The 22,847-nt window shown below is 31.1% G+C and carries 15 protein-coding genes; 10 read left to right on the top strand and 5 right to left on the bottom strand.

The genetic code is table 11. The annotated features are described in order from the left end of the window. Positions 1-235: 235 nt before the first annotated feature. The gene (locus tag MUN42_RS08645; RefSeq protein WP_243344390.1) at positions 236-862 is read right to left on the bottom strand and encodes a response regulator transcription factor; all 627 of its coding nucleotides are present in this window, start codon (positions 860-862) and stop codon (positions 236-238) included. A gap of 226 nt (positions 863-1,088) precedes the next feature. Between MUN42_RS08645 and lanM the strand changes: the two genes are divergently transcribed. The 4 genes from lanM to MUN42_RS08665 are packed head-to-tail and all read left to right on the top strand — an operon-like array spanning position 1,089 to position 8,884. Continuing rightward, positions 1,089-3,983, top strand: coding sequence for a type 2 lanthipeptide synthetase LanM (gene lanM / locus MUN42_RS08650; RefSeq protein WP_243344391.1), 2,895 nt, complete (start codon positions 1,089-1,091; stop codon positions 3,981-3,983). Next, entirely contained in the window at positions 3,973-6,108 is a 2,136-nt protein-coding gene (locus MUN42_RS08655; RefSeq protein ID WP_243344392.1) for a peptidase domain-containing ABC transporter, read from the top strand. The genes lanM and MUN42_RS08655 overlap by 11 nt, the downstream gene beginning before the upstream one ends. A gap of 1 nt (position 6,109) precedes the next feature. Further along, on the top strand, positions 6,110-6,865 hold the full coding sequence (locus MUN42_RS08660; protein WP_243344394.1) for an ABC transporter ATP-binding protein: 756 nt from the start codon (positions 6,110-6,112) through the stop codon (positions 6,863-6,865). Next, complete coding sequence (locus tag MUN42_RS08665; protein ID WP_243344396.1) at positions 6,866-8,884, top strand: ABC transporter permease; 2,019 nt, start codon at positions 6,866-6,868, stop codon at positions 8,882-8,884. A 267-nt stretch (positions 8,885-9,151) separates the two neighbouring features. Here the strand turns inward: MUN42_RS08665 and slmA are convergent, their stop codons facing one another. The 4 genes from slmA to MUN42_RS08685 form a co-directional block, all read right to left on the bottom strand. Beyond that, positions 9,152-9,352, bottom strand: a complete 201-nt coding sequence (gene slmA / locus MUN42_RS08670; protein WP_243344398.1) for a salivaricin M family lantibiotic — start codon at positions 9,350-9,352, stop codon at positions 9,152-9,154. Positions 9,353-9,517: 165 nt separating this feature from the next. After that, entirely contained in the window at positions 9,518-10,051 is a 534-nt protein-coding gene (locus tag MUN42_RS08675; RefSeq protein WP_243344400.1) for a 5-formyltetrahydrofolate cyclo-ligase, read from the bottom strand. Beyond that, entirely contained in the window at positions 10,035-11,015 is a 981-nt protein-coding gene (locus MUN42_RS08680; RefSeq protein WP_243344403.1) for a YihY/virulence factor BrkB family protein, read from the bottom strand. Before MUN42_RS08680 ends, MUN42_RS08675 begins: the two co-directional genes overlap by 17 nt. Next, entirely contained in the window at positions 11,005-12,924 is a 1,920-nt protein-coding gene (locus tag MUN42_RS08685; RefSeq protein WP_243344404.1) for a S9 family peptidase, read from the bottom strand. The genes MUN42_RS08680 and MUN42_RS08685 overlap by 11 nt, the downstream gene beginning before the upstream one ends. Before the next feature lie 115 nt (positions 12,925-13,039). Between MUN42_RS08685 and raiA the strand changes: the two genes are divergently transcribed. The 6 genes from raiA (at position 13,040) to MUN42_RS08715 (ending at position 22,801) form a co-directional block, all read left to right on the top strand. Beyond that, entirely contained in the window at positions 13,040-13,579 is a 540-nt protein-coding gene (gene raiA, locus MUN42_RS08690; protein ID WP_243344407.1) for a ribosome-associated translation inhibitor RaiA, read from the top strand. Positions 13,580-14,668: 1,089 nt separating this feature from the next. Then, positions 14,669-17,404: a preprotein translocase subunit SecA gene (secA, locus tag MUN42_RS08695; RefSeq protein WP_243344408.1), complete on the top strand. Its 2,736-nt coding sequence runs from the start codon at positions 14,669-14,671 to the stop codon at positions 17,402-17,404. Next, positions 17,404-18,508, top strand: a protein-coding gene (gene prfB, locus MUN42_RS08700) for a peptide chain release factor 2 (protein ID WP_243344410.1) whose coding sequence is annotated in 2 segments (ribosomal slippage) — positions 17,404-17,478 and positions 17,480-18,508 — 1,104 coding nt in all. Because the reading frame shifts where the segments join, the coding sequence is not laid out codon by codon here. Before secA ends, prfB begins: the two co-directional genes overlap by 1 nt. Before the next feature lie 52 nt (positions 18,509-18,560). Continuing rightward, positions 18,561-19,643 (top strand): tryptophan--tRNA ligase, encoded by a 1,083-nt coding sequence (gene trpS, locus MUN42_RS08705; protein WP_243344412.1) that lies wholly within the window; start codon positions 18,561-18,563, stop codon positions 19,641-19,643. A 562-nt stretch (positions 19,644-20,205) separates the two neighbouring features. After that, positions 20,206-21,510 carry a sodium-dependent transporter gene (locus MUN42_RS08710; protein ID WP_243344414.1) on the top strand — a complete coding sequence of 435 codons (1,305 nt, stop codon included), beginning with the start codon at positions 20,206-20,208 and terminating at the stop codon, positions 21,508-21,510. A gap of 55 nt (positions 21,511-21,565) precedes the next feature. Beyond that, positions 21,566-22,801: a Gfo/Idh/MocA family oxidoreductase gene (locus tag MUN42_RS08715; protein ID WP_243344415.1), complete on the top strand. Its 1,236-nt coding sequence runs from the start codon at positions 21,566-21,568 to the stop codon at positions 22,799-22,801. The last annotated feature ends 46 nt before the right edge of the window (positions 22,802-22,847 follow it).

Below are 22,847 nucleotides of genomic sequence, written 5' to 3' on the forward strand. Positions count from 1 at the left end.
CAAAATTAAACGGGATGTCTCCTGTTATTTACAGATTACATTCCGCTTAAAATATTATTAAATTATTCCGTGTTTAAGGGTTCAGGTCAAAATTTGAATCAAAAATTCAAGCACTCTTTTAGCTGTATTACAAGCTTTAGGATCGCTTTTTTCTTTTTAACTGTCAAATTCAGGATTTTGCCAAAAGAAATCAGATAATATAGATATTAATTATAATAAATGTTATATATGTACTTTAGAAATCTAAAAAGTAACCTAATTTTTCTGCTTGATATATAGCCCCTTCTTTATTGTGGACTTTAAGCTTTGAATATATATTAGCTAAATGATTGTATACAGTTCTTTTACTAATAAAAATTTTATGTGCAATTTCGTCAATATTATCTCCCTTTCTTAATAAATCTAATATTTTTAACTCACTAAAAGTTAAGATATCTTTATTATTTATTTCATCTTTAAATTTTTTAAAATATTTTTCACCTTTATAAATCTTCTTTAAGATTTGTAACAACTCAGCAGGTGATATATTTTTATCTATAAAAGCTTTGACTCCTATTTTTTCGGATATCAACTTATATATCTTTTTTAAATGGCCCGTCAATATGGCAATTTTAATATCCTCTTTTTTATCAATTAATTTTTCTGCTAATTGTAATCCTGTTTCATTATGTAATCCTGTTTCATTAGATAAATTATTTAAATCTATATCAATAAGATATATATCGTAAAAATCGGTATCTATTTGCTCTAATTTTTTTATATCATCTAAAGAATCAATTTCATCAATATCATCAAAACTATTCAAAACCATTTGCAAACTTAAGGTAAATAACTTATGGTCATCTATTAATAATAATTTCAACCTTATCCTCCTATAAGTATTTTAGCTAATTTTATATTAATTTATCATCTGAATTAATTTTTATTATTATACTCAAAATTATAAGAATGTCAAAAAAATATCATACCATACATAAAAGCGAGAAAGGATGATAATTACAACCTAATTAAATTTGCATATTTTACTTATTTACTTATATCATCATAGTGATATCATAATTACATATTATGAAGAATTGGAAGTAAAGATGAACAATATTGTAAAAAAATGGATTGATATTTTAGGAAATATTAACAGTGAAGAAGAATTAGATGATTTTTTAATCAATAAAACGGGTAGAGATTTAGATTTTTTTCTAAGAGAAAGAAGAAAATTAGACAGGCATTTAGATATTAATTTTAATGATATTGATAATGATCAATTAAGGAAAATTTGTGACTGGGGCAAACTTTATAATATAATATACTTTAAATATAGGAAAAAATTTCTAAGAACAGTGCATAATAACAAATATATCCAAATAAACAAATTAATTAAAGATGTGGATAATTATTGTGTTCAAGAATTACTAAATATATCTTATAGATGTGTTATAAAGGAAATAAACAGACTAAGAGTACAAAATCATTTGGTTGGGGATACAAGTGAGGAAAGATATTATTATTTTTGTAATTATTTATGTAGTGACAAGCAATATTTAAAAGAATTTTATAGAAAATATCCTTTGCTAAAATCTTTATTAGAGTTAAGAATGAAACAAATAATGGACTATCTTACAGAGATTTGTATAAATGTTTGTAGAGATAATAAAGAGATATCAACAAAATTTTTTGATTGCGAAAAGTCAACTTTATGTGGTTTAGACTTTAATATGGGCGATGCTCATAATAATGGAAAGTTTGTATGTTTACTAGAGTTTGAAAATAATAAAAAACTTATTTATAAACCTAGGAGTATGTCCATAGATAGTAAATTAATTGATTTATCTAAATTTATTTCACTTAAAAGTAATGGTGCAATTAATATTTATGTCCCTGATGTAATTACAAAATGTGATTATGGATATGCAGAATTTATACAAGAAAATAGTTGTAAATCAAACTTGCAAATAAAAAAATATTATAAAAATATGGGTTATATTATGGGTTTATTATATTTTTTACAATCAAAAGATTATCATGGGGAAAATATTATTAATTCGGGCGATAAACCTTATTTAATAGATAACGAAACTATTTTACATAAAATTGATTCTAGTGTACTTTATAAAAATTGTACAGAATTCATTTATAATAAAATAAATAATTCCGTGTTCTCGACAGGTCTATTGCCATATTCAATTTATTCATCTAAAAATAATTTGTCAATGGAGGTTGGTGCTTTAAATTCAGGGAAAATAAGAAAATCGCCTTTTAAAACTCAAGAAATAGTTAATAAAAAAACAGATAAGATCAAGATAATAAGTGTTTTTAAAAATCTGATGACATTTCCTAGTTCTCCGAAAATAAATGAAAAATCAGTATCTTGTGAAATGTATTTAAGAGATATTGAAGATGGTTTTATTGAATTTTTTAAGTTCATATTGGGCATTAAAAAAGAATTTATCGAAACAATAAAAAAATTGTTTGCTAACGAAAAAGTAAGGTACATATATAGGAATACGAACACATATACTCAACTTTTAGAAACAAGTAAACATCCGGATTTATTGGAAAATAAAATTGATAGATATATTTATTTTTTAAGATTATATACCGTAACAGAGGATAATAATGTTGATAAAGCAATTTGTAGTAGAGAGATAAAATATCTCTTAAATAATGATATTCCTATGTTTTATATAAAATGTAATGAGAATATCGTTTATGATACAAATGAAAATACAATAATAAAAGATAAAAATTCAACTATTATTAAAAGTTTAGTTCAAAATATTAGTCAAATAGATTTAAACGATATGGAATACCAACTAAAAATTATTAATATGTCTTTTTTAGGAAATAATATGACTAAAGGAATGGCTAAGACTAATTTAGTTATTGATAATTTAAAAATATCAGAAATTATTGTACAACGTATTCTAAAAAATTCTTTTACTTATAATAATGAGACAGGTTGGCAGTCGTTAATTAATATGGGTAATGGACAATATAATATAGCCCCTATTGATTTTTCTTTGTATCAAGGAACAAGTGGAATTATGCTTATATTAGCTAAAAGTGGATTATTAAATAAAGATACGCTTAAAAGAATAATTAATTATACTATATCTAATTATAAATTAATAAATTTCGATAAATTTGGTGCTTTTGATGGAAAGTTTGGAATATTATATTCTTTAGCTAATATTTATAATATGAATATAGGATATAGAGATGAATTAAAAAAAATCATTTTAGATGAGTTGATTGGAATATTCTCTAATGAAAAGTTAACGAATCTAAAAAATGATATAATATCAGGTTATGCCGGTATATTGGGAGTGTTATTAACAATTAATGATATTTTTAGGAATGATGTAAAAATTAAAGATTTGTCATATAGAATGTCTGATTACATCCTCAATATTATACTTGAATCAAAAATCGATAAGACGGATATAGGGTATGCTCATGGTAATGCAGGTATTATTGTACAATTGTACAGGTATTTAAAATATTATAATATTAATAATTCTTTAAAGTTGAAAATTAAAAACAAAATATCTAAGTTAGAAAGTGTGGAGAGAATAAGTAATGGTAGATATGAAATTAGAAAAGATGCAAAATATTATTCTTGGTGTAACGGAGTATTCGGTTTACTATTAAAGAATAAATATATTAATAAGAACTATGTAATACCTTACTATATTAAAAATGATTTACTTAATAATGGATTTGGAGAAGATTTTTCAATTTGCCATGGAGATATAGGTAACATATCTATATTAAATTATATTTGTAATTTAAGTAAATGTTATAGGAATAAAATGGTTGATAAGTCAATAAATAAATTATTTTCATTTAAAAAGAACAACGATTATGATGATCGGGGACTTATGACAGGTGAAACTGGAATATTAGCATATTATAATGATAACGGTTATGATGATATCGTAAGAATACTATGCTTAGAGAAGCTGAGAGTTAATAATGAAAAATAAGATTAAAGTACCATTTATAGAACAACATCAGAAGACAGAATGCGGCTTATGTTGTGTAGCTATGCTTGCAAGTTATTATAATCATGAAGTATCAATCAAAGAATTAAGAAATACTATTGAAACAGGGAGAGACGGTACCAGTTTCATACAATTAGTTAATTTACTTAAAAAAATGAATTTTCATGTAAAAGCATATAAGATTCCGAACGAATTAGAAAATGTTAAATTCGTAATTCCTAAAAGTATTGCATTATGGAATAGCAAGCATTTTGTTGTAATTGATAAGATTACAAAAAGAAATGTATATGTTATTGATCCTGAAATTGGCAGGATAAGCTATACTTATAGAGAATTCATGGAAGGGTTTTCAGAATATCTTATATCAGTACGAAAAACTGATAAAGTAAAAAAAAGACATATAAAAACGAATTATTCATTTATAAAAAATATATTCACCAATAATATTGAAAAAATTATGCTATTACTAATTTTAACGGTATTTATGTATTTTATTACATTTATTATACCGATATTTATAAGAGAAATAATAAATTCTATAGATAGTGGGAAAAATATTTACCAGTTTAAACAGATATTTCCATATGTCTTTCTTTTTGGTTTGTTATATTACTTAATTTCTGTTTTGCTGAATAATTGTGCAATATGGTTAAGATCATCACTTGATAAGGATTTAAATAGAGTTTCAATAATAAAATTATTTAAATTACCTTATAAATTTTATTCAAATAGGAGCAAGGGAGACATAATTTATTCTTTAAACGGACTTTCCAGTATACGAGAGCTATTTGCCAACAAAATAATTACAGGGATATTAGATATAGGAATATTGGTATGTATATCAGTTTATTTATTTTATTATGATTCGTCAATATTCTTTATTGTTTTATTACTATTTAATTTAAATTTGATATTACTTTTTATATCAAAGCAAAAATTAGAGCAAAATAATACAATGTTATCAATTCAACAAAATTTGGTTCAGAATAAACAAATGGAAATTATATACTCAATGATGGGAATAAAAATGGAAGGGTTTGAAGATGATATTTATAAGCAACGGGAAAATCAATTTCAAAAATATATATTCAGATATACACGAACCGAAAGATTTTCGAATTATATTAACTCATTGTTACAGACCATAACTTTTATATCGCCTTTTATTATTTTATTAGCATCTATAAGTAAATATAGTATGAATAAAATGAGTATAGGAACGGTTATTTCAATATATTCATTCAGTAGTATATTTTTTAGTAAGACTGATAGCGTATTCAATACAATTGTTTCTATTATAAATAGTAAAGTTTTTATTTTAAGAATTAATGATATTTTATCGGAAGAAGACGAAAAAACAGGGAAAATTAAACACATAGTTCAAGGAGATATTGAATTAAAAAACGTATCTTATTCTTATACAAAAGATAGTAAGGAAATACTGAAAAATGTGAACATGACAATAAAGAAAGGTCAAAAAATTGCCATAGTGGGTACTTCTGGTTCTGGGAAATCAACGATATCAAAACTAATAGTTGGATTATATAGTCCTATAAAAGGGGAAATATTATATGATGGTTTGCCTAATGATAAGGTTGATCTAAAATTTATAAGAAAACAGATAGGAATAATTCCTCAGGATATTACACTTTTTAATAAAACAATTAAGGATAATATTTTAAACGGTCTCAAATGCAATATGGATGAAGTAATTAGGGCTTGCAAATTAGCTAATATACATAATGAAATAATGGATATGCCAATGAAGTACAATACTATTATTTCAGAAATGGGTTTAAATTTATCAGGTGGACAGAGGCAAAGAATTATTCTTGCTAGGACTTTATTGAAAAAACCAAAAATAGTTTTATTGGATGAGGCTACAAGTTATTTGGATAATATTAATGAAAAACTGATAATGGATGAATTTAAAAAGAAGAATATTACTCTTATTGTTATTGCACATAGACTTTCAACTATAATTGATTCAGATATGATTTATGTTTTTAATGATGGTAATATAATAGAAAATGGTACTCATGATGAATTAATAAATAAAAAAACAGGTCTGTATAGACAATTATATCTAACATTAAAAGGAGATTAATATGTTATTAAAAATTGATAAAGTTAGCAAAATTTATGGTGAAGGAGATAACAGTGTTATTGCCCTTGATAATATATCTTTAGATTTTAATGCAGGCGAATTTGTTGCAGTAATGGGTAGTAGCGGGTCTGGCAAGACAACTTTGTTAAATTGCATTTCAAGTATTGATAAGCCAACAAAAGGAAACATCTATTTTGGTGAAAGAAATCTTTTGAAAATGAACGATGATGAATTATCAGAATATAGGGCTAAACATATATCATTTATATTTCAAAACTATAATTTGATAACAAATTTATCTGTATATGAAAATATTATTTTACCATTACAAATTTTAGGGAAAAGCATAAAGGAAAATCAAAATAATATAGAAAAAGTAATGGAAGAATTAGGTATAAGCAAATTAAAATCAAAATTTCCAAATCAGTTATCAGGTGGTCAACAACAAAGGGTTGCTACAGCAAGAGCAATAGCGAACTCAACTGATATATTGATTGCAGATGAACCGACGGGAGCTTTAGATTCATCTAATTCGGAGAATCTGATGAAATTGTTCAAAGATTTAAATAAAAAATTGGGTCTATCTATTTTTATGGTAACTCATGATCCTTTGGCTGCAAAATTTTCTTCTAAAGTCATATATCTTTCTGATGGCAAAGTAATAGATATACTTATGAAATATAAGAATGAAAGTGAATATGAATTTTTAGAAAAGATAATAGAAAAGCAAAAAAGTATTGATGAAGGGGTGATATAGGTGTTAACAAAATTAGCTTTTAGGAATGTAAAAAGGAATATTAGAACATATTCTATATATTTTGCTACCCTTGCTTTAGTGTATAGTCTATTTTATTCTTTTAATGCTGTAATCGGTAGTCCCTTGTTAAATGATATTAGCGAAACAAAAAGAATATTAACTAATTTTATGGAAGAGTTTATGGGTATATTTTCTGTAGTTGCTTCTTTAGCATTTATATTTTTGGTGTTATATACAACTCAATTTATATTAAAAAGAAGAAGTAACGAATTGGGATTATATGCATCTTTAGGAATGAAAAATAAGAAGATTAGCAATGTACTGTTTTTAGAGAATTTACTAGTAAATGCTTTGGCCTTATTTGTTGGTGTTATAATTGGTGTAGTAATATCTATATTTTTACAAGGGCTGTTAATTAATATTTTTTCTTTAGATGGGAGTATAGATTATTTCTATTTAAATGGTAAATCTATAAAAATAACCTTAGTATGCTTTGTGATGATTGTTGTTATTTCATATATATTTAACAAGATTAAAATAAAAAATACAAATATAATTTCTCTATTGAAAGTTGATGAAACAAAAGATGTGGAAGTATCAATTGTTAGGATAAAGCAAATAGTATTTATGATAATTTTCTTAGTATTATTGTCTGTATCTGCATATTTAATTTATTCTTTAAAGGATATGTCTGAATTAAAGCACTCAGTTTATGCTATTTTAATAACAGCTATAATCGGCGTTATAGGATTTTTCTATGAAATCGGTAACTTCATTTTTGTTCTTATAAACAGAATTCCAAACTTATATTATAAGGGTATGAATACTGTTTTTATTAGGAAATTATCATCGGAAACAAGCAAAAATTCTATAACAATAGCTGTTATCTCTATCTTCCTTTCTTTATCATTTACATCGATACTTATAGGAGGAAGCTCTTATATTTCTATGAATAGAGAAATTATTAAGGCTAGTCCTTATAATTTAAGTCTATTTTCAGTGAATCCGTTACAGGAAAATCAATTTATTGATGAATTAGAAGAATGGGGAATAGATACTAAATCTACATTCAGTTCTTTTCACGAATTTTATGTCCATTCATCAGAGGTTAAATATGAGAATTTAGGAATTATGGAAAAAAAATTATGGAAAGTAGATAAGGGATTAGTTAATATCGATGTACCTGTTATTAGCTTATCAGACTACAATAAAAATATGAAAATGCAAGGAAAAGATCCTCTAAAATTAAAAGAGAATCAATATATAATAAATTGCAACTATAAGGGAACTATTGCAATGATAGAGGATTTTTTAAAAGAGCAAAAATCAATTAAGATAAATAACTTATTACTGGAACCTGCATTAGAAAAACCTACAAAAAATACTTGGATGATGACAAGTGTAGGAAATAATGACAGAGGAACTTTGATAGTAAGTGACTATATTGCCGATAAATTAAAAAAAGATTATAGTTATTTAAATGCTGTATACTTTGATGGTGTTCCTGAGAGGAAATTAACAAAAGAATTAAATGACTTTATTATGAAAGAAACATGGCAAGATGAATCAGGACTTCATTTTGACTATCAATTTCAAACAAGAGATAGACTTAAAGATATGTTTACCGGGTTTATGGGTGCTCTTGTTTTTATAACCTTATTTGTAGGTATAATATTTACATTGATTTCTTTATGCATTTTGTCCCTTCATAGCGTAACAAATTCAATGAGTTTTAAGAGAGATTCAATAATAATACATTCTTTAGGTTCAAGGTATAGGGAAATAAATAAGCTAATGTTTAAGGAAACTTTATTCTATTTCTTGGTACCTTGTATAATAGCAGTACCAGCAAGTATATTAATAGGTCAAAAGGCGATTGAGTTTTTTGAAAAATTTTTAAACTTTCATATTGAGATAAATATATTTGTATTACTAATCCAAGTTGTCTTGTTTATAATATATATAATTTTATCATATAATGTAAGTAAAAGGATTATTTTAGAAACAAAAGAACAATAAATATTATAAAATTTTAAGTTGAGGAGATATATGTCTCTATTATATAATGAATAAATAAAAGGATGCCATATCTATTTCAAGAATGGCATCCACTAATTAATTAAGTATCGTGAATGATACTTATTATGTTAAGATTTAAATTAGTTTACTTTTTAAAAATTTATTTATTTTTCTTTTTAACTAATAAAACTACGCAAATTATTATTATTATAATTATTATAATTGGTGCATAAAATCCTAATGTACCCTTAATTGCTTCTATATTCATTAGCAAGATACGTTATTACTTGTGCATTCATAGGATCCTGTAAAGAGTTTACCACATTTACTTGCTAATGTTAGTTGAATAGCTGTAAATATACCACTACCTGATTTTCCTTCCAATTCTTGGTTATCAATTTCAAATTTCAAACTTTCTATTGAATCGTTTTCTTCATTGTTGAATTTAGATAATGAACTTTTTTTCATAACATCCTCCTTTGATTTTTACTATAGCTGTTGATCAACTTTGCTATGATATTATTTTAATGCTCAAAATAAAAAATTACAATAGGTAAAAAATGCAATTTTTTCAAAAAATCATATTTTATACTAATATCCAATTGAATATAGATTAGATTTACTATTTTATTTTTATATAACTTCCTTATCAGTGATTATATAATCCAGGGCCACATCCCACTTATCCCTAGGTAGTCTTGTTGTTTCAAATTCTGATAGGAAGAGGCCGATTTTTAGGGTCTTGTTTGTATCTAGAAATTTATCATAGTAGCCTCCACCATAGCCCAGACGGGTTTTGTTTCTATCGAAGGATAGGCCAGGGACTAGGGATAGGTCGGGGTTTGTTATGGTTTCATCCGACCTAGTCGTAGGAATCCCGTATTTTCCTTCAATTATATCATCCAGGCCATTTAGTCTAACTGCCTTCATTGAATCTCCATCTATATGAGGAATGTAGACTTTTTTCTTATCGGCTAGGGCCTTCGCTATGATTTTTCTTGTATCGACTTCTTTATCTATTGATAGGTAGGTAAAGATCGTACTTGCCTCTTTGTAGAAGTCGCTAGCTATTAGTTTTTCATAGATGGCAGCTGATGCAGCCTTAATTTTTTCTTCAGACATTTCTCTTCTTAGGTTTTTAAAAAATCTTCTATATTCGTTCTTCATCTTTATTCCTTTTTAGTAATTCGATAAGGGTGTTCATTATCCTATTTTTTTTCTTGTTTGCTAGATTTTTGGTAAAGAAGTTCTCCTTGTAGCCCTCCCTATAGGCCGCTATGGCTTCGGCGCAGAGGATTATTATTAGGGAAACTATGAGTAACCATATAAATAAGGCCAAGATTCCTGCCAAGGCTCCATAGACTACAGACTTATTAGAGAAGTTGTTTATAAAGAAGGAGTAAACAAAGCTTGATATAAATATGGCTATAGTGGCAAGGAGACCTCCGAGGAAGGCTTCCTTAAAGGATATTCTATTTTTGGGCTCTGATGGACTATACTTATAAAAAACTCCTAGTGCCGTTGCCATTACTAAAAATGGTAGGGCAAAGGTAATAATCTTAAAGATAGGCGATGATATCATATCGAGGGCCACCTGGATAACAGATGAGAAGTGCTCGGTTATTTTCTCAAATATCTGGGCATCCAGGATACCAAGGATTGTAGATCCATAGACTTGGAAGACTAGCATAAATACGATAAGGACTATAAATATTATGGTAAATACTAGGCTCATTAGTCTTTGCCTTACAGCGTTTTTATTAGTCTTTAAACCGTAGGCATGATTTATGGCGTTCATCAATTTATTTATACCGGAAGTTGCAGACCGTAGGGCAAACAAAATTGTAAAGGTCGTAACAGCTGCAGATTGGTTACTTTTGATAAGGATATCGATCATTCTTGCTAGGATATCACTTGATGTTTTTGGTAGCAGATCCAAAAATCTGTATATTATCAGCTCATTTCCCTCTAATAAATTAGATAAAATATTTATAAGCACCATCATTAGAGGGATTGAGGCTTGCAAGATATAAAAAGACAAGGCAGCTGAGTAAGTTGTTATGTCATGCCTATTTATCCTATTTATTAGGTTTAGTATAAAGTTCTTGAAATTTCTTTTTTTAATTTTCATCTTTTAAATATTTATCAAACCATGCTTTGATTTCAGTAAGTCTTTTTAACCTGCCCTTAGGTTTACCAGACCTAGAAAGTTCGTGGTTTTCTCCATGGAAGATATACATTTTGGTATCAACTCCATTTAATTTAAGTCTAGTATACATTTGTAGGCCTTGTTCTAATGGGCACCTGTAGTCTTCATCAGAGTGGATAAAGAGAGTAGGGGTTGTTACATTCTTGGCATACTTGATAGGAGATTGGTCCCATAATTTGTCAAAGCTATCCCATATATCAGCATCAGTTTGGTCAGTAGCAAAGTAGTAGCCTATGTCAGATACACCATAGAAACTTGTCCAGTTGGAGATAGACCTTTGAGATACTGCTGCCTTAAACCTCTTAGTGTGGCCTATGGTGAAGTTAGTCATAAAGCCACCGTAGCTTCCTCCATAAACTCCTAGCCTATCGACATCAATTTGTGGGTATTTTTCTATGGCAAGATCGACAAATCTCATTAGGTCATCGTAGTCTGTATCTCCATAATGACCCCTTATATCAGAGAAGTCTACTCCCCTACCAGATGAGCCGTGTGGGTTGGTGTAGATTATTATATAGCCATCGCTGGCAAACATTTGGTGTTCATGGTGGAAGATATCAGAAAATTCGGTCTTTGGACCACCATGGACAGATAGTAATGTTGGATACTTTTTGCCCTCATCAAAGTCTTTAGGTAAGACTACATAGCCAGTAAGCTTATCTTCATTTGACTTAAAGTCGAAGGTCTCGATTGGGGATACAAAAGTACTTACCTTATTTTCTATTAGTACGTCACTTGATCCATTTCTTCTTAGTTCAGCCAAGTGGTCTGTTCCTATTTCAAAATAATAGATATTATTCTCACCTAGGGCAAAGTCTTCTACTCCTGACTCTATTTCGCATCTTAAGTCACCCTTGAGGTTGATAGAATAGAGCTTACTTTCTTCAAAGTCAGTTACTACAAAATAGAACCTACTGTTTTTGACATCAAAACTCCTAGCTCCACCAAATCTCGCATCAGTTCCAACAGAATTAACGAAGGCCATATCAAAGTCGCTGTCTACGATTTTTTTATACTTTCCATTAAAGTCTAAGGAATAGATAAAGGCATCTTCGTTAATACCATGCTTGTTCATATCAGTTCCTACAAAGATTATCTTATCTTCCAAGAAATTAGCAGTGTAGGTAGCAAAGGACTTTTCAACTAGGGTCTTAGTTTCCTTGGTTTCAAAGTCTAAAAGAACTATGTCATCCCTAAACTCATCAACCATATTTTCATTACTGTTATATCTAATAAATAAGGCTTTCTTGTTAGCAAGGTCAACATCACTTAGGTACAACCTATTATTTGAATCGGTTTCTAGTAAGAGGTCAAGCTTATCCTCTTCTTTATTATATAAATAGAAGGAAGAATAATTTTCTTTGACATAGCCTTCCCCATTACTGTAGAAAGGAAGTCTAGTAACCTCTTCAAAAAAGGCTTGGTCCTTTTCTTTTTGGATATCTTCTTTGGATTTCTTCTCACTTGCCTCTATGAAGTAGGTGGTTGCATCTAGGGCCTTGATAAAGGAAACATTCTTCTTGATCTCCATAAATTTTTTTGGAAGACCTGGATTATCCTTAATATAAAAGACATCTGCTTCATCAGTAGACTCTTTTTTGAAGATAAACTTATTATCTGTAGTGAAGGTAGAAATACTAGCCTTGTTATCTTCGCTTACTTGGTAAGTTTCATTACTCTTAGTGTCATAAAGATAAAAATTGCTATCATAGCGGTTTTCTTTTTCGTTAGCTCTAGTTTTTTTGTAAGAAAGTAGACTTTCATCATCAGCTATATTTAATTCTGATAAGAAGTCATATGTTAAAATATCTTTTAATTGTGTTTTTTCCATAATTACTCCTTTATTTATGCTTTAATTATACTTTAATAATTAAATTTTGTTAAAAGAAAACGTTTATAATTTTGGGAAATGGGTATCAAAATAAAAAGCAAATAGGAGGCACCTTATGAAATTAAATTTGATAGGTAAAAATTTTAAAATTACTAGCGATATCAAAGAAGAAGCTCAAAAGAAGTTTGATAGGCTTGACAAGTACTTTGACCAAGCTTATGAAATGGATGTAAGATTTTCAAAGGAGGGAAACTTCTATACCGTAGAATCAACAGCCTTTCTGAATAGGGGTAGGATACTAAGAAGCGAAACTACAGCTGATACCTACCTCACTGCCATTGACCAAAATATAGATGGTCTTGTTAGACAAATTAGAAAAAACAAAACAAAACTAATGAGAAATAGGCAAAGTGGAGATTCTATCAAATTCGAAAACCTAGAAGAAGACCTAAAAGAGCTAGAAAACACAGATTTAAACATAGTCAGAAGAAAAGAAATCCACGTAAAGCCAATGGATGAACAAGAAGCAATCCTTCAAATGGAACTCCTGGGTCACAACTTCTTTGTATATCTAGATAGTGAGGACAACGAAGTAAGAGTAATTTACAAGAGAAAAAAGGGAGACTATGGACAAATAATACCATACCTTGACTAAAAACCGACAACTAAGATAGATAATCCTGTCTTAGTTAAGATACAAAACTATACAAGCTCTGGAATTAGTTTAATTATTAATTTCAGGGCTTGTTTACCTTAACTATGGTCGAAATACTTTTTGAAATTAAAAAACAATATATTAATTAAAAATATATTTAAAAAACAGCATCTGAATTTATTAAATTATTTATTTTCAGTAATAAGAATTTATTAAAAAATACAAAAACAGGATCAGCTATACATCATCTAAATAAAACTCTATTTAAGGATTTGTTGGTAGGCATTCCTCCTATAAGTGAACAAAAAAGAATAATAAGAAAAGTTAAGATAACGAATCAATTAATTAAAAAAATTGTTTAACTTTAATTACAATTAAATTTTGTTCTTCAATAGGTGGAATAGGCAAAAATAGCTTTTCTAAATCATTTTTGTTAAATCCTGACTGCGCACTCATTGAGTTATTCTTTACTAAGGATTGATATATCTGAGTTATAAAAAATATACATAAATTCTTTAGTTAATATTTCGGCTTTATAAATAGGAGTTACTTTTGCCATTGCTACATTATATGCACCCTCTTCAGCAATAAATACTTTTCCAATAGATGCTCCATATCTAGCTAAAAGAATGTCATTATTTTCAGTTGTCTTCTTAGCGTATTTTTGGGGAATATAAATTGGTACAGGATTTTGACCATAATCTCGAATTTGATATAGTCTTATACACCCAACGGCAGGGTAACTAATAAATTCAGATTTAGGAGGTTGAGATCCCCTGGATATCTCAAATATTTTATTATGTATCCCTATTTTCCAATTATTAGGTATATTAAAATAAGTATAGAACTTCTCATAATATGAGTTATCATCACCTGTATGAATGATATATTACCAAAGATTGTTATAAAATATCTTTTATTCCTTAATATAAACTTATTTTTACTCTCAAGTATTTTTTTATTGAAATTAACTGGTATAGTAATAAAAGCGAATATAAGTAGATTTTTTAGAAATATTAAAGATACTATAATATAATTATAACCCACAGTTTATTTTTAGTCTTGTGGAAGATATGGAAGGTGAATAATTTGGCATTATTTAATTTTTTTAAGTCATTTAGCCAAAAGGAAATCGACGAGGATATGAAGCTTGTCGATCAAATCCTTGCCCTAGATGAATCGATGCAAAAGCTGACAGATGCTCAGTTACAAAATAAGACAAGTGAATTTAAGCAAAGATTAGCAAATGGCGAAACTGAAGATGATATTTTGGTTGAGGCTTTCGCTGTAGTTAGGGAAGCAAGCTTTAGGGTACTAGGTTTGAAACATTACCCAGTACAACTTTTGGGTGGTATTGTGCTACATAATGGACAAATAGCAGAGATGAAGACAGGAGAAGGTAAGACCTTGGTTGCAACTCTTCCTGCCTATTTAAATGCTCTAAGTGGTAAGGGTGTCCATGTTGTTACAGTAAATGACTACCTTGCTAAGCGTGACCAAGAGTGGATGGGAAAGGTTCATACTTTCCTTGGACTTAGTGTAGGTTGTATAGTTTATGGACTAACTAACAGTGAAAGAAGGAAGAATTACCAAGCCGATATTACCTACGGTACTAATAACCAATTCGGTTTTGACTACCTAAGGGATAATATGGTTATTTATAAGCGAGATATGGTACAAAGGGGACTCCACTATGCCATAGTCGATGAGGTGGACTCTATACTTATCGATGAAGCGAGAACTCCTCTTATTATTTCAGGACAAGGGGATGAATCAACTGATACCTACAAGAAGGCTAATGAATTTATCCAAACTTTAGAAGGTAGAATTCTAGATCCTAATGAAGATGCTGAAATTGATCCTTTTGATAGGGAATTTAAGGTAGAGGATGTTGACTTTATAGTAGATGAGAAGAGAAAGTCATCCAACCTTACTGAAAAGGGTACTGCTAAGGCAGAGAAGTTCTTTGGTATAGATAACCTATCAGATAGTGATAATATCGAGCTTGCCCACTATATTAATAATGCCCTAAAGGCAAATACTACAATGACCAAGGATGTTGACTATGTAGTAAACCATGGGGAAGTTGAAATCGTAGACGAATTTACTGGAAGAATTATGCAAGGTAGGAGGTTCTCAGACGGACTCCACCAAGCAATAGAAGCTAAGGAAGGTGTAGAGGTTAAGGCTGAGAGTAAGACTCTTGCTACAATTACCTTCCAAAACTACTTCAGAATGTATGAGAAGCTTTCTGGTATGACTGGTACAGCCAAGACTGAAGAAGACGAGTTTGACGAAATCTACAAGTTAGACGTTGTAGAAATTCCAACCAACAAACCTGTTCAAAGAGCAGATGATGTTGACTATGTATATATAAATGAACGTGGTAAGTTCAACGCTATAATTGAAGAAATCAATAAGGTCCATGCTACTGGTCAACCAATCCTTGTTGGTACAATATCAATCGAAGCAAGTGAGAGATTATCATCAGCCCTCAAGAAGGCTGGCATTGCTCATACAGTATTAAATGCAAAGAACCACGAAAGGGAAGCTGACATAGTAGCTCAAGCTGGTAGACTAAACCAAGTTACCATAGCTACCAACATGGCTGGTCGTGGTACTGATATTATGCTAGGTGGTAACGTAGACCACATGGCTATGCAAAGACTTAAGAGAGAGGGATTAAGCGATGAAGTCCTAGAACAAGTTGATTCCTTTGCAGAAACAAGCGATAAGGAAGTTCTGGATGCTCGTAAGAAGTATAGACACTACAAGGATATATATAGACCAGATATAATGGCTGAGGCAGAAAAGGTAAGAGAAGTTGGCGGCCTCTACATCATAGGATCAGAAAGACATGAGTCAAGACGTATCGATAACCAATTGAGAGGTCGTTCAGGTCGTCAAGGAGACCCTGGTAAGTCAAGATTTTTCATTTCCCTAGAGGATGACCTAGTAAGGTTAAATGGTGGAGAAGCTGTATCAAAGTTTGTAGAAAAATACGACTATGACGAAAATGAACCTATTGTTTCAAAAATGGTATCAAAGGCCGTAGAAAAGGCTCAAATCAGAGTAGAAGCTAATAACTTCGCTACAAGAAAGAGAGTCCTCCAATACGATGATGTTATGAATAAACAAAGAACTATTATCTACAACGAGAGAAAAGAAGTTCTTTACGGAAATGATATGAAGAACCAAATTATATCTATGATAAAGGATGTTATATCATCAGCAGTTTATACCTTCACAAACCCTGATATCAAACCAGAAAACTGGGAAATGACAGCCCTCTTAAACTACTTGAATGGATTAGCAGTTCCAGTTTCAACCTTGCATTTTGAAAATATAAATGATTATAGCCAACAAGACTTGATTAACTATATAACAGATGCAACACTTGCTAAATACGAAGATAAAGAAGCTCAATTTGGATCTGAAAATATGAGAGAAGTCGAGAGAGTTATCCTCCTTAGAGTTATAGATCAAAAATGGATGGATCATATCGATGCCATGGATCAAATGAGAAAGGAAATCGGAGTTAGGGCTATGGGTAACGAAGACCCAGTAAGAGCTTATACTAATGAAGGTTTCGAAATGTATGAAGATATGACCAAGTCTATCCAAGAGGATACTGTAAAATATATGCTATCAGTTCAAATTAGACAAAATATCGAGAGAAGACAAGTCCTAAAACCTAGCGAAGAAGTCAAAGAAGCAGAACCTAGCCAAGGAAGTGATGGCAAGGACCCAAGACTTGAAGGTCTAGGTAGGGCTGAGAGAAGGAGACTTGAGAGAGAAGCAAAGAAATCTCAAGTTAAGAAATAATGAAAGAAGTATTTGAATTAAGAGAAGAAATCGAAGACCTACAAGGAAGACTAAAATTAATCGGAGACTCTCTTTGACCCAGCTAGGCTAAGAGAAGAGATAAAGGACTTATCCAGGCAAAGTCAAGAGGCAGACTTTTGGGATGATAGTCAAAAGGCAAGTAAGATTATGGCGGATCTTTCCCAAAAGCAAGATGACCTCAAAGACTACGAAGAGCTTGAACAAGGGCTTCTTGATAGTACAGACTACCTTGACCTAGTTGAGTTGAGTGATGGCAGTGAGCTAGAGACCCTTGAAGTTGTTGAAGCAAATCTAAGGGCTTTACAAAAGCTTGCCAAAAAAATGAAACTAAAGACCCAACTTAATGGGGAGTACGACCGTAATAATGCATACCTTTCTATAAATGCAGGTGCAGGTGGACTTGAAGCGACAGACTGGGCAGATATGCTCTTTAGGATGTACACTAGGTATGCAGAAAAGAGTGGATTCAAGGTCGAGATCAAGGATATTAATAATGAAGAAGCAGGGGGAATTAAGTCTGTTACCATGCACATAACAGGTCCTTTTGCCTATGGCTATCTTAGAGGGGAGAAGGGTGTTCATAGACTTGTAAGGATTTCACCTTTTGATAGTCAATCCAGACGCCACACTTCCTTCGCTTCTGTGGATGTCTTTCCTGAACTTGATGAAAATATTGAAGTAGATATCGACCCATCTGACCTAAGGATAGATACCTACAGGGCATCAGGAGCAGGAGGCCAACATGTAAACAAGACCGACTCTGCAGTAAGGATTACCCACATACCAACTGGAGTAGTTGCGACAAGCCAGGCAGAAAGGTCTCAGATCCAAAACAAGCAGACTGCTATGAATCTTTTGCTATCAAAGCTTATACAAATCAAGGAAGAAGAGCAAAGAGAAAAAATTGAAGATATCCAAGGTAAGTATTCTCAAATAGCCTGGGGAAGTCAAATAAGATCCTACGTCTTCCAACCCTACACCATGGTTAAAGATCATAGGACAGGCTATGAAGTGGGAAATATTGATGCAGTAATGGATGGGGACATCCAAGGCTTTATAGACGCTTACCTATCTACGAAATAAAGAAAAGCTGTTTAGCCTTAGGGTTACTACGGCTTTTTTATAAGGAGGATTTATGAAAGATATAATACTAACAGGAGATAGACCAACAGGTAGGCTCCATCTAGGCCACTATGTTGGTTCTCTAAAAAATAGAGTCCTTATGCAAAATGAGGGCGAGTTTGACCAAATGTATATCATGATAGCAGATAGCCAAGCCCTAACTGATAACTTTGATAATCCAAAAAAAATCAGAGACAACCTAATTGAAGTGATCCTAGACTACCTATCAGTAGGAATTGACCCAGCGAAGACTAATATTTTTGTCCAAAGTCAAGTAAAGGAACTTGCTGAGCTAAGTTTCTACTTCCTAAACCTAGTTACCCTATCAAGGCTTGAGAGAAATCCTACAGTCAAAAACGAGATCAAACAAAGGGGCTTTGAAAACTCTATCCCTGCAGGATTCTTGGTCTATCCAGTAAGCCAAGCGGCAGATATCTTGCTCTTTGATGCCAATATCGTCCCTGTTGGAGAAGACCAAGAGCCAATGCTTGAGCAAGCCAGAGAAATCGCAAGAAGCTTCAATAATATCTATGGTCAAACCTTTGTTGAGCCAAAGGCAGTCCTACCAGAAGGCAAGGTCGCAAGGAGGATGCCAGGAATAGACGGCTCAGCCAAGATGAGTAAGTCCCTAAATAACGCAATCTACCTAGCAGATGACAAAAAAACCCTAAAGAAAAAAGTTATGTCCATGTACACAGACCCTAACCATGTCAATATAGAAGATCCAGGTCAAGTCGAAGGCAACATTGTCTTTACCTACCTTGATGTCTTTGCCAAGGATGACCAGTTCGAAAGATATTTACCTGAATTTAAGAACCTTGAGGACCTCAAAGACCACTATTCTAATGGAGGGGTTGGAGATGTCAAGGTCAAGAAATTCTTAATCAAGGTCCTAGAAGAAGAACTAGCACCTATCAGAGAACGCAGAGCAAACTACGAAAAAAACATAGACCAAGTTTTTACAATTCTAGAAGAAGGAACAAGAAAAGCCCAAGAAGTTGGAAGAGCTAAGATAGAAGAAGTTAAAAAGGCCATGGGTATCGACTACTTTGATGATGATAACTTAAAAAAACTTATCCAAGAAAAGTACAATTAAATTATATAAGAAGATACTGCTGTAAAATTTACTTACGGCAGTTTTTTTATTATACAGTTAATTGAATTGAGTGAGCGATAGAGAGTGAAAAAAAAATAACCTGCTATGAGGTTGGAGGAAATTAGCTTTAGCTTCAAGTCCAAGAAATGTTATTAGTATAATTGCGGTTATAAAACGCACAATCAAAAAGAAATATTGGACAAAATACTTATTCCATAATGTTTATATGCAAATATAATAATCTCTTTGAACCAAAATACAGGCACATAGACAATTTAAAATATAGGAACTATACTTAGAGATTATGTTCAAGCAAAGGTATAAATAGAACAGACGCAGAAATATGAACAGTCCATGAACACTAACTGGTAGTTTTGATTATATTGAATAGAGTTAATAGCTTGAATAGAAGCTTACAAGGTCTAAAAAAATAACCAAGTACTTGAATTTTAAAAAATAGAATAGAATCAAAGATAATTTTATTAATAGCCCTATAAAAATAATTAAAATCTATGGTATAATATAAAATAATAATTATAAATATTAATTGTTAACCTATTTTATGAAAGGTGGTGGTATTATTAATAAGTTTAATAATAAGTTGGGTTTTATTTTGACAGCAGTCGGATCTGCAGTCGGAATGGCGAATGTGTGGGGTTTTCCCTACAAGCTCCAAGAGGGTGGTTTAATTTTTTTAATATTTTATTTATTATTTATTGCCCTATTTTCCTATGTGGGACTTTCTAGTGAATTTGCCATAGGAAGGGCAGCAGATGCTGGTACTGTTGGCTCTTATGAGAAGGCCTATGAGAAATATAACAGAAGAGTAGGAACTATTGTTTCGATTCCTCCCCTTATAGGCCTAATCTTACTTACTATAGGTTATAGTGTAGTAATAGCTTACATATTTAAGGCTCTAGTCGATAGCCTAACAGGAACGATTATGACTTCTGATATTAATATATGGTATAGCGACCTCTCTGAAAGAGCGTATTCTGTATGGCCCTACCATTTGATAATTATTATATTGACAGCCCTTACTACCCTAGGTTCTGCCAAAACACTAGAGAAGTCTTCTAAGTTTATGATGCCAATATTTTTCCTTTTCTTTGTTATAATTACCCTAGTAATTATGACTTTGGATGGGGCGAGCGATGGTTATAGGTATATGTTTAGACTTGATTTATCCAAGATAAGCATAAGTACCCTGGTATCAGCAATGGGGCAAGCCTTCTTCTCCCTATCTATAACAGGCTCTGCCATGATGGTTTGTGGGGCATATTTAAAGAAGGATGAAGATATTGTCCATTCATCAAAGATAACAGGCCTCCTTGATACTGTAGCATCAATGGTGGCAGCCCTAGTTATGATTCCATCGGTTATAGTTTTTGATATGGAAAATGCCCAAGGCCCAGGACTTTTATTTCAGATTTTACCAACAGTCCTTAAAAATATTCCCGGGGGTAGGATTATTGCTATAATCCTATATACAGCCGTATTATTTGCAGGTATAACTTCCCTTCAAATAATGATTGAAGTAGTGGTAGAGTCTCTTAATTACAAGGTCAAAAATTTAAATAGAAAGATTACCCTAGTTCTTTTATCTGCCTTTATATTTATTATAGGAATAAACATGGAAGAGATAAAGATTTGGGGACCATTTATGGATATTATCTCAATATATATCATTCCAATAAGTGCTGTAATAGGTGCTATATCCTGGTTTTATGTTTTGGATAAGAAGACCCTGGTTGATGAAATAAATCAGGGTGCCAAGAAAACCTATGGGGACACTTGGTATTGGATAGGAAAGTATTTTTATACCCCCCTTGTTGTGATAATTTGTATTTTGACTATAATAATATAAAATACTTTGACCAAATAAATTAGGTCATAATTTTAAAATTTGGGGATGATAAAAAATGATTAAAGTAGCAGTAATAGGAGCAGGAAACAGAGGATATGAAGCATATTATCCTTATATAAGAAAAAACGAAGAAATAGAACTAGTATCTATATGCGATATAGATAAAGAAAGACGTGAAAAAATCAAAAAAGAAGTTGACCTTGATGAAGAATATATATTTGAATCTACTGAAGAATTCTTCAAAAAAATGGACAAAGGAGTCTTCTGTGATGCCATAATAATTGCGACCAACGATAGAGACCACTACAAGACAACCATGAAAGTATTGGACTATCCTGTCCATGTCCTACTCGAAAAACCAATTAGTGGAAACAAAAAAGAAGTAGTAGATATAGCCAAAAAATCCGAAAACATGGATAGGGTTTTTATGATCTGCCATGTATTAAGATACGCTCCACTATACAAAAAAATAAAAGAGCTTCTTGATAAGGGAGAAATAGGAAAAATAATGAGCATAAACCATAACGAAAACATAGGCTACTACCACTTTGCCCATTCCTTCGTAAGAGGAAACTGGTCAAACGCAGAAAAAAGCTCACCACTAATCCTACAAAAATCATGCCATGACATGGACATCCTCCTATACTTCATAGGAAAAAAACCATTAAGCCTATCAGCCTATGGTCACCTCTCCTACTTTACAAAAGAAAACCAACCAGAAGGAGCAAGCTCAAGGTGCCTCGATTGCAAATACCAAGACACCTGCGTATTCTCATCAAAAAACTTCTATAACTCAAATAAAGGTAGAGGCTGGAGAAACGTAGTAACAGATGACCCAAGTCAAGAAGGCCTAGAAAAAGCCCTAAAAGAAGGACCTTATGGAAGATGCGTATACGAAAGCAATAACACCGTATGCGACCACCAAGCTATAGCCATAGACTTTGAAGATGGAGTAAACGTCGTATTCAACCTATCAGCCTTCTCCAATGAAGTTCACAGAAACATCAAAATAATGGGAACCAAAGGAGAACTAATAGCAGATGACCATACAAACGAAATAACCATCAGAAGATTTAAAGAAGACACTTCTATAACCTACAAAGTCCAAGCAGAACATGGCCACGGTGGAGGAGACTATGGACTAATGGATGCCTTTTATAAGGCAATCAAAGGCGAAAAGGCAGAAGTACTAAGTGGAGCAAGAGAATCAGTACTAAGCCACCTAATGTGCTTTGCAGCAGAAGATAGCAGACTCAATAAGAAGATGGTAGAGTTTAAGGAAGAAATTTAATAGAAATAAAAATACCAGAACTAGCTAAGTCCTAATTCTGGTATTA

Source organism: Anaerococcus sp. AGMB09787, from assembly GCF_022808955.1.
In the GTDB taxonomy this organism is placed as follows: Bacteria; Bacillota; Clostridia; order Tissierellales; family Peptoniphilaceae; genus Anaerococcus.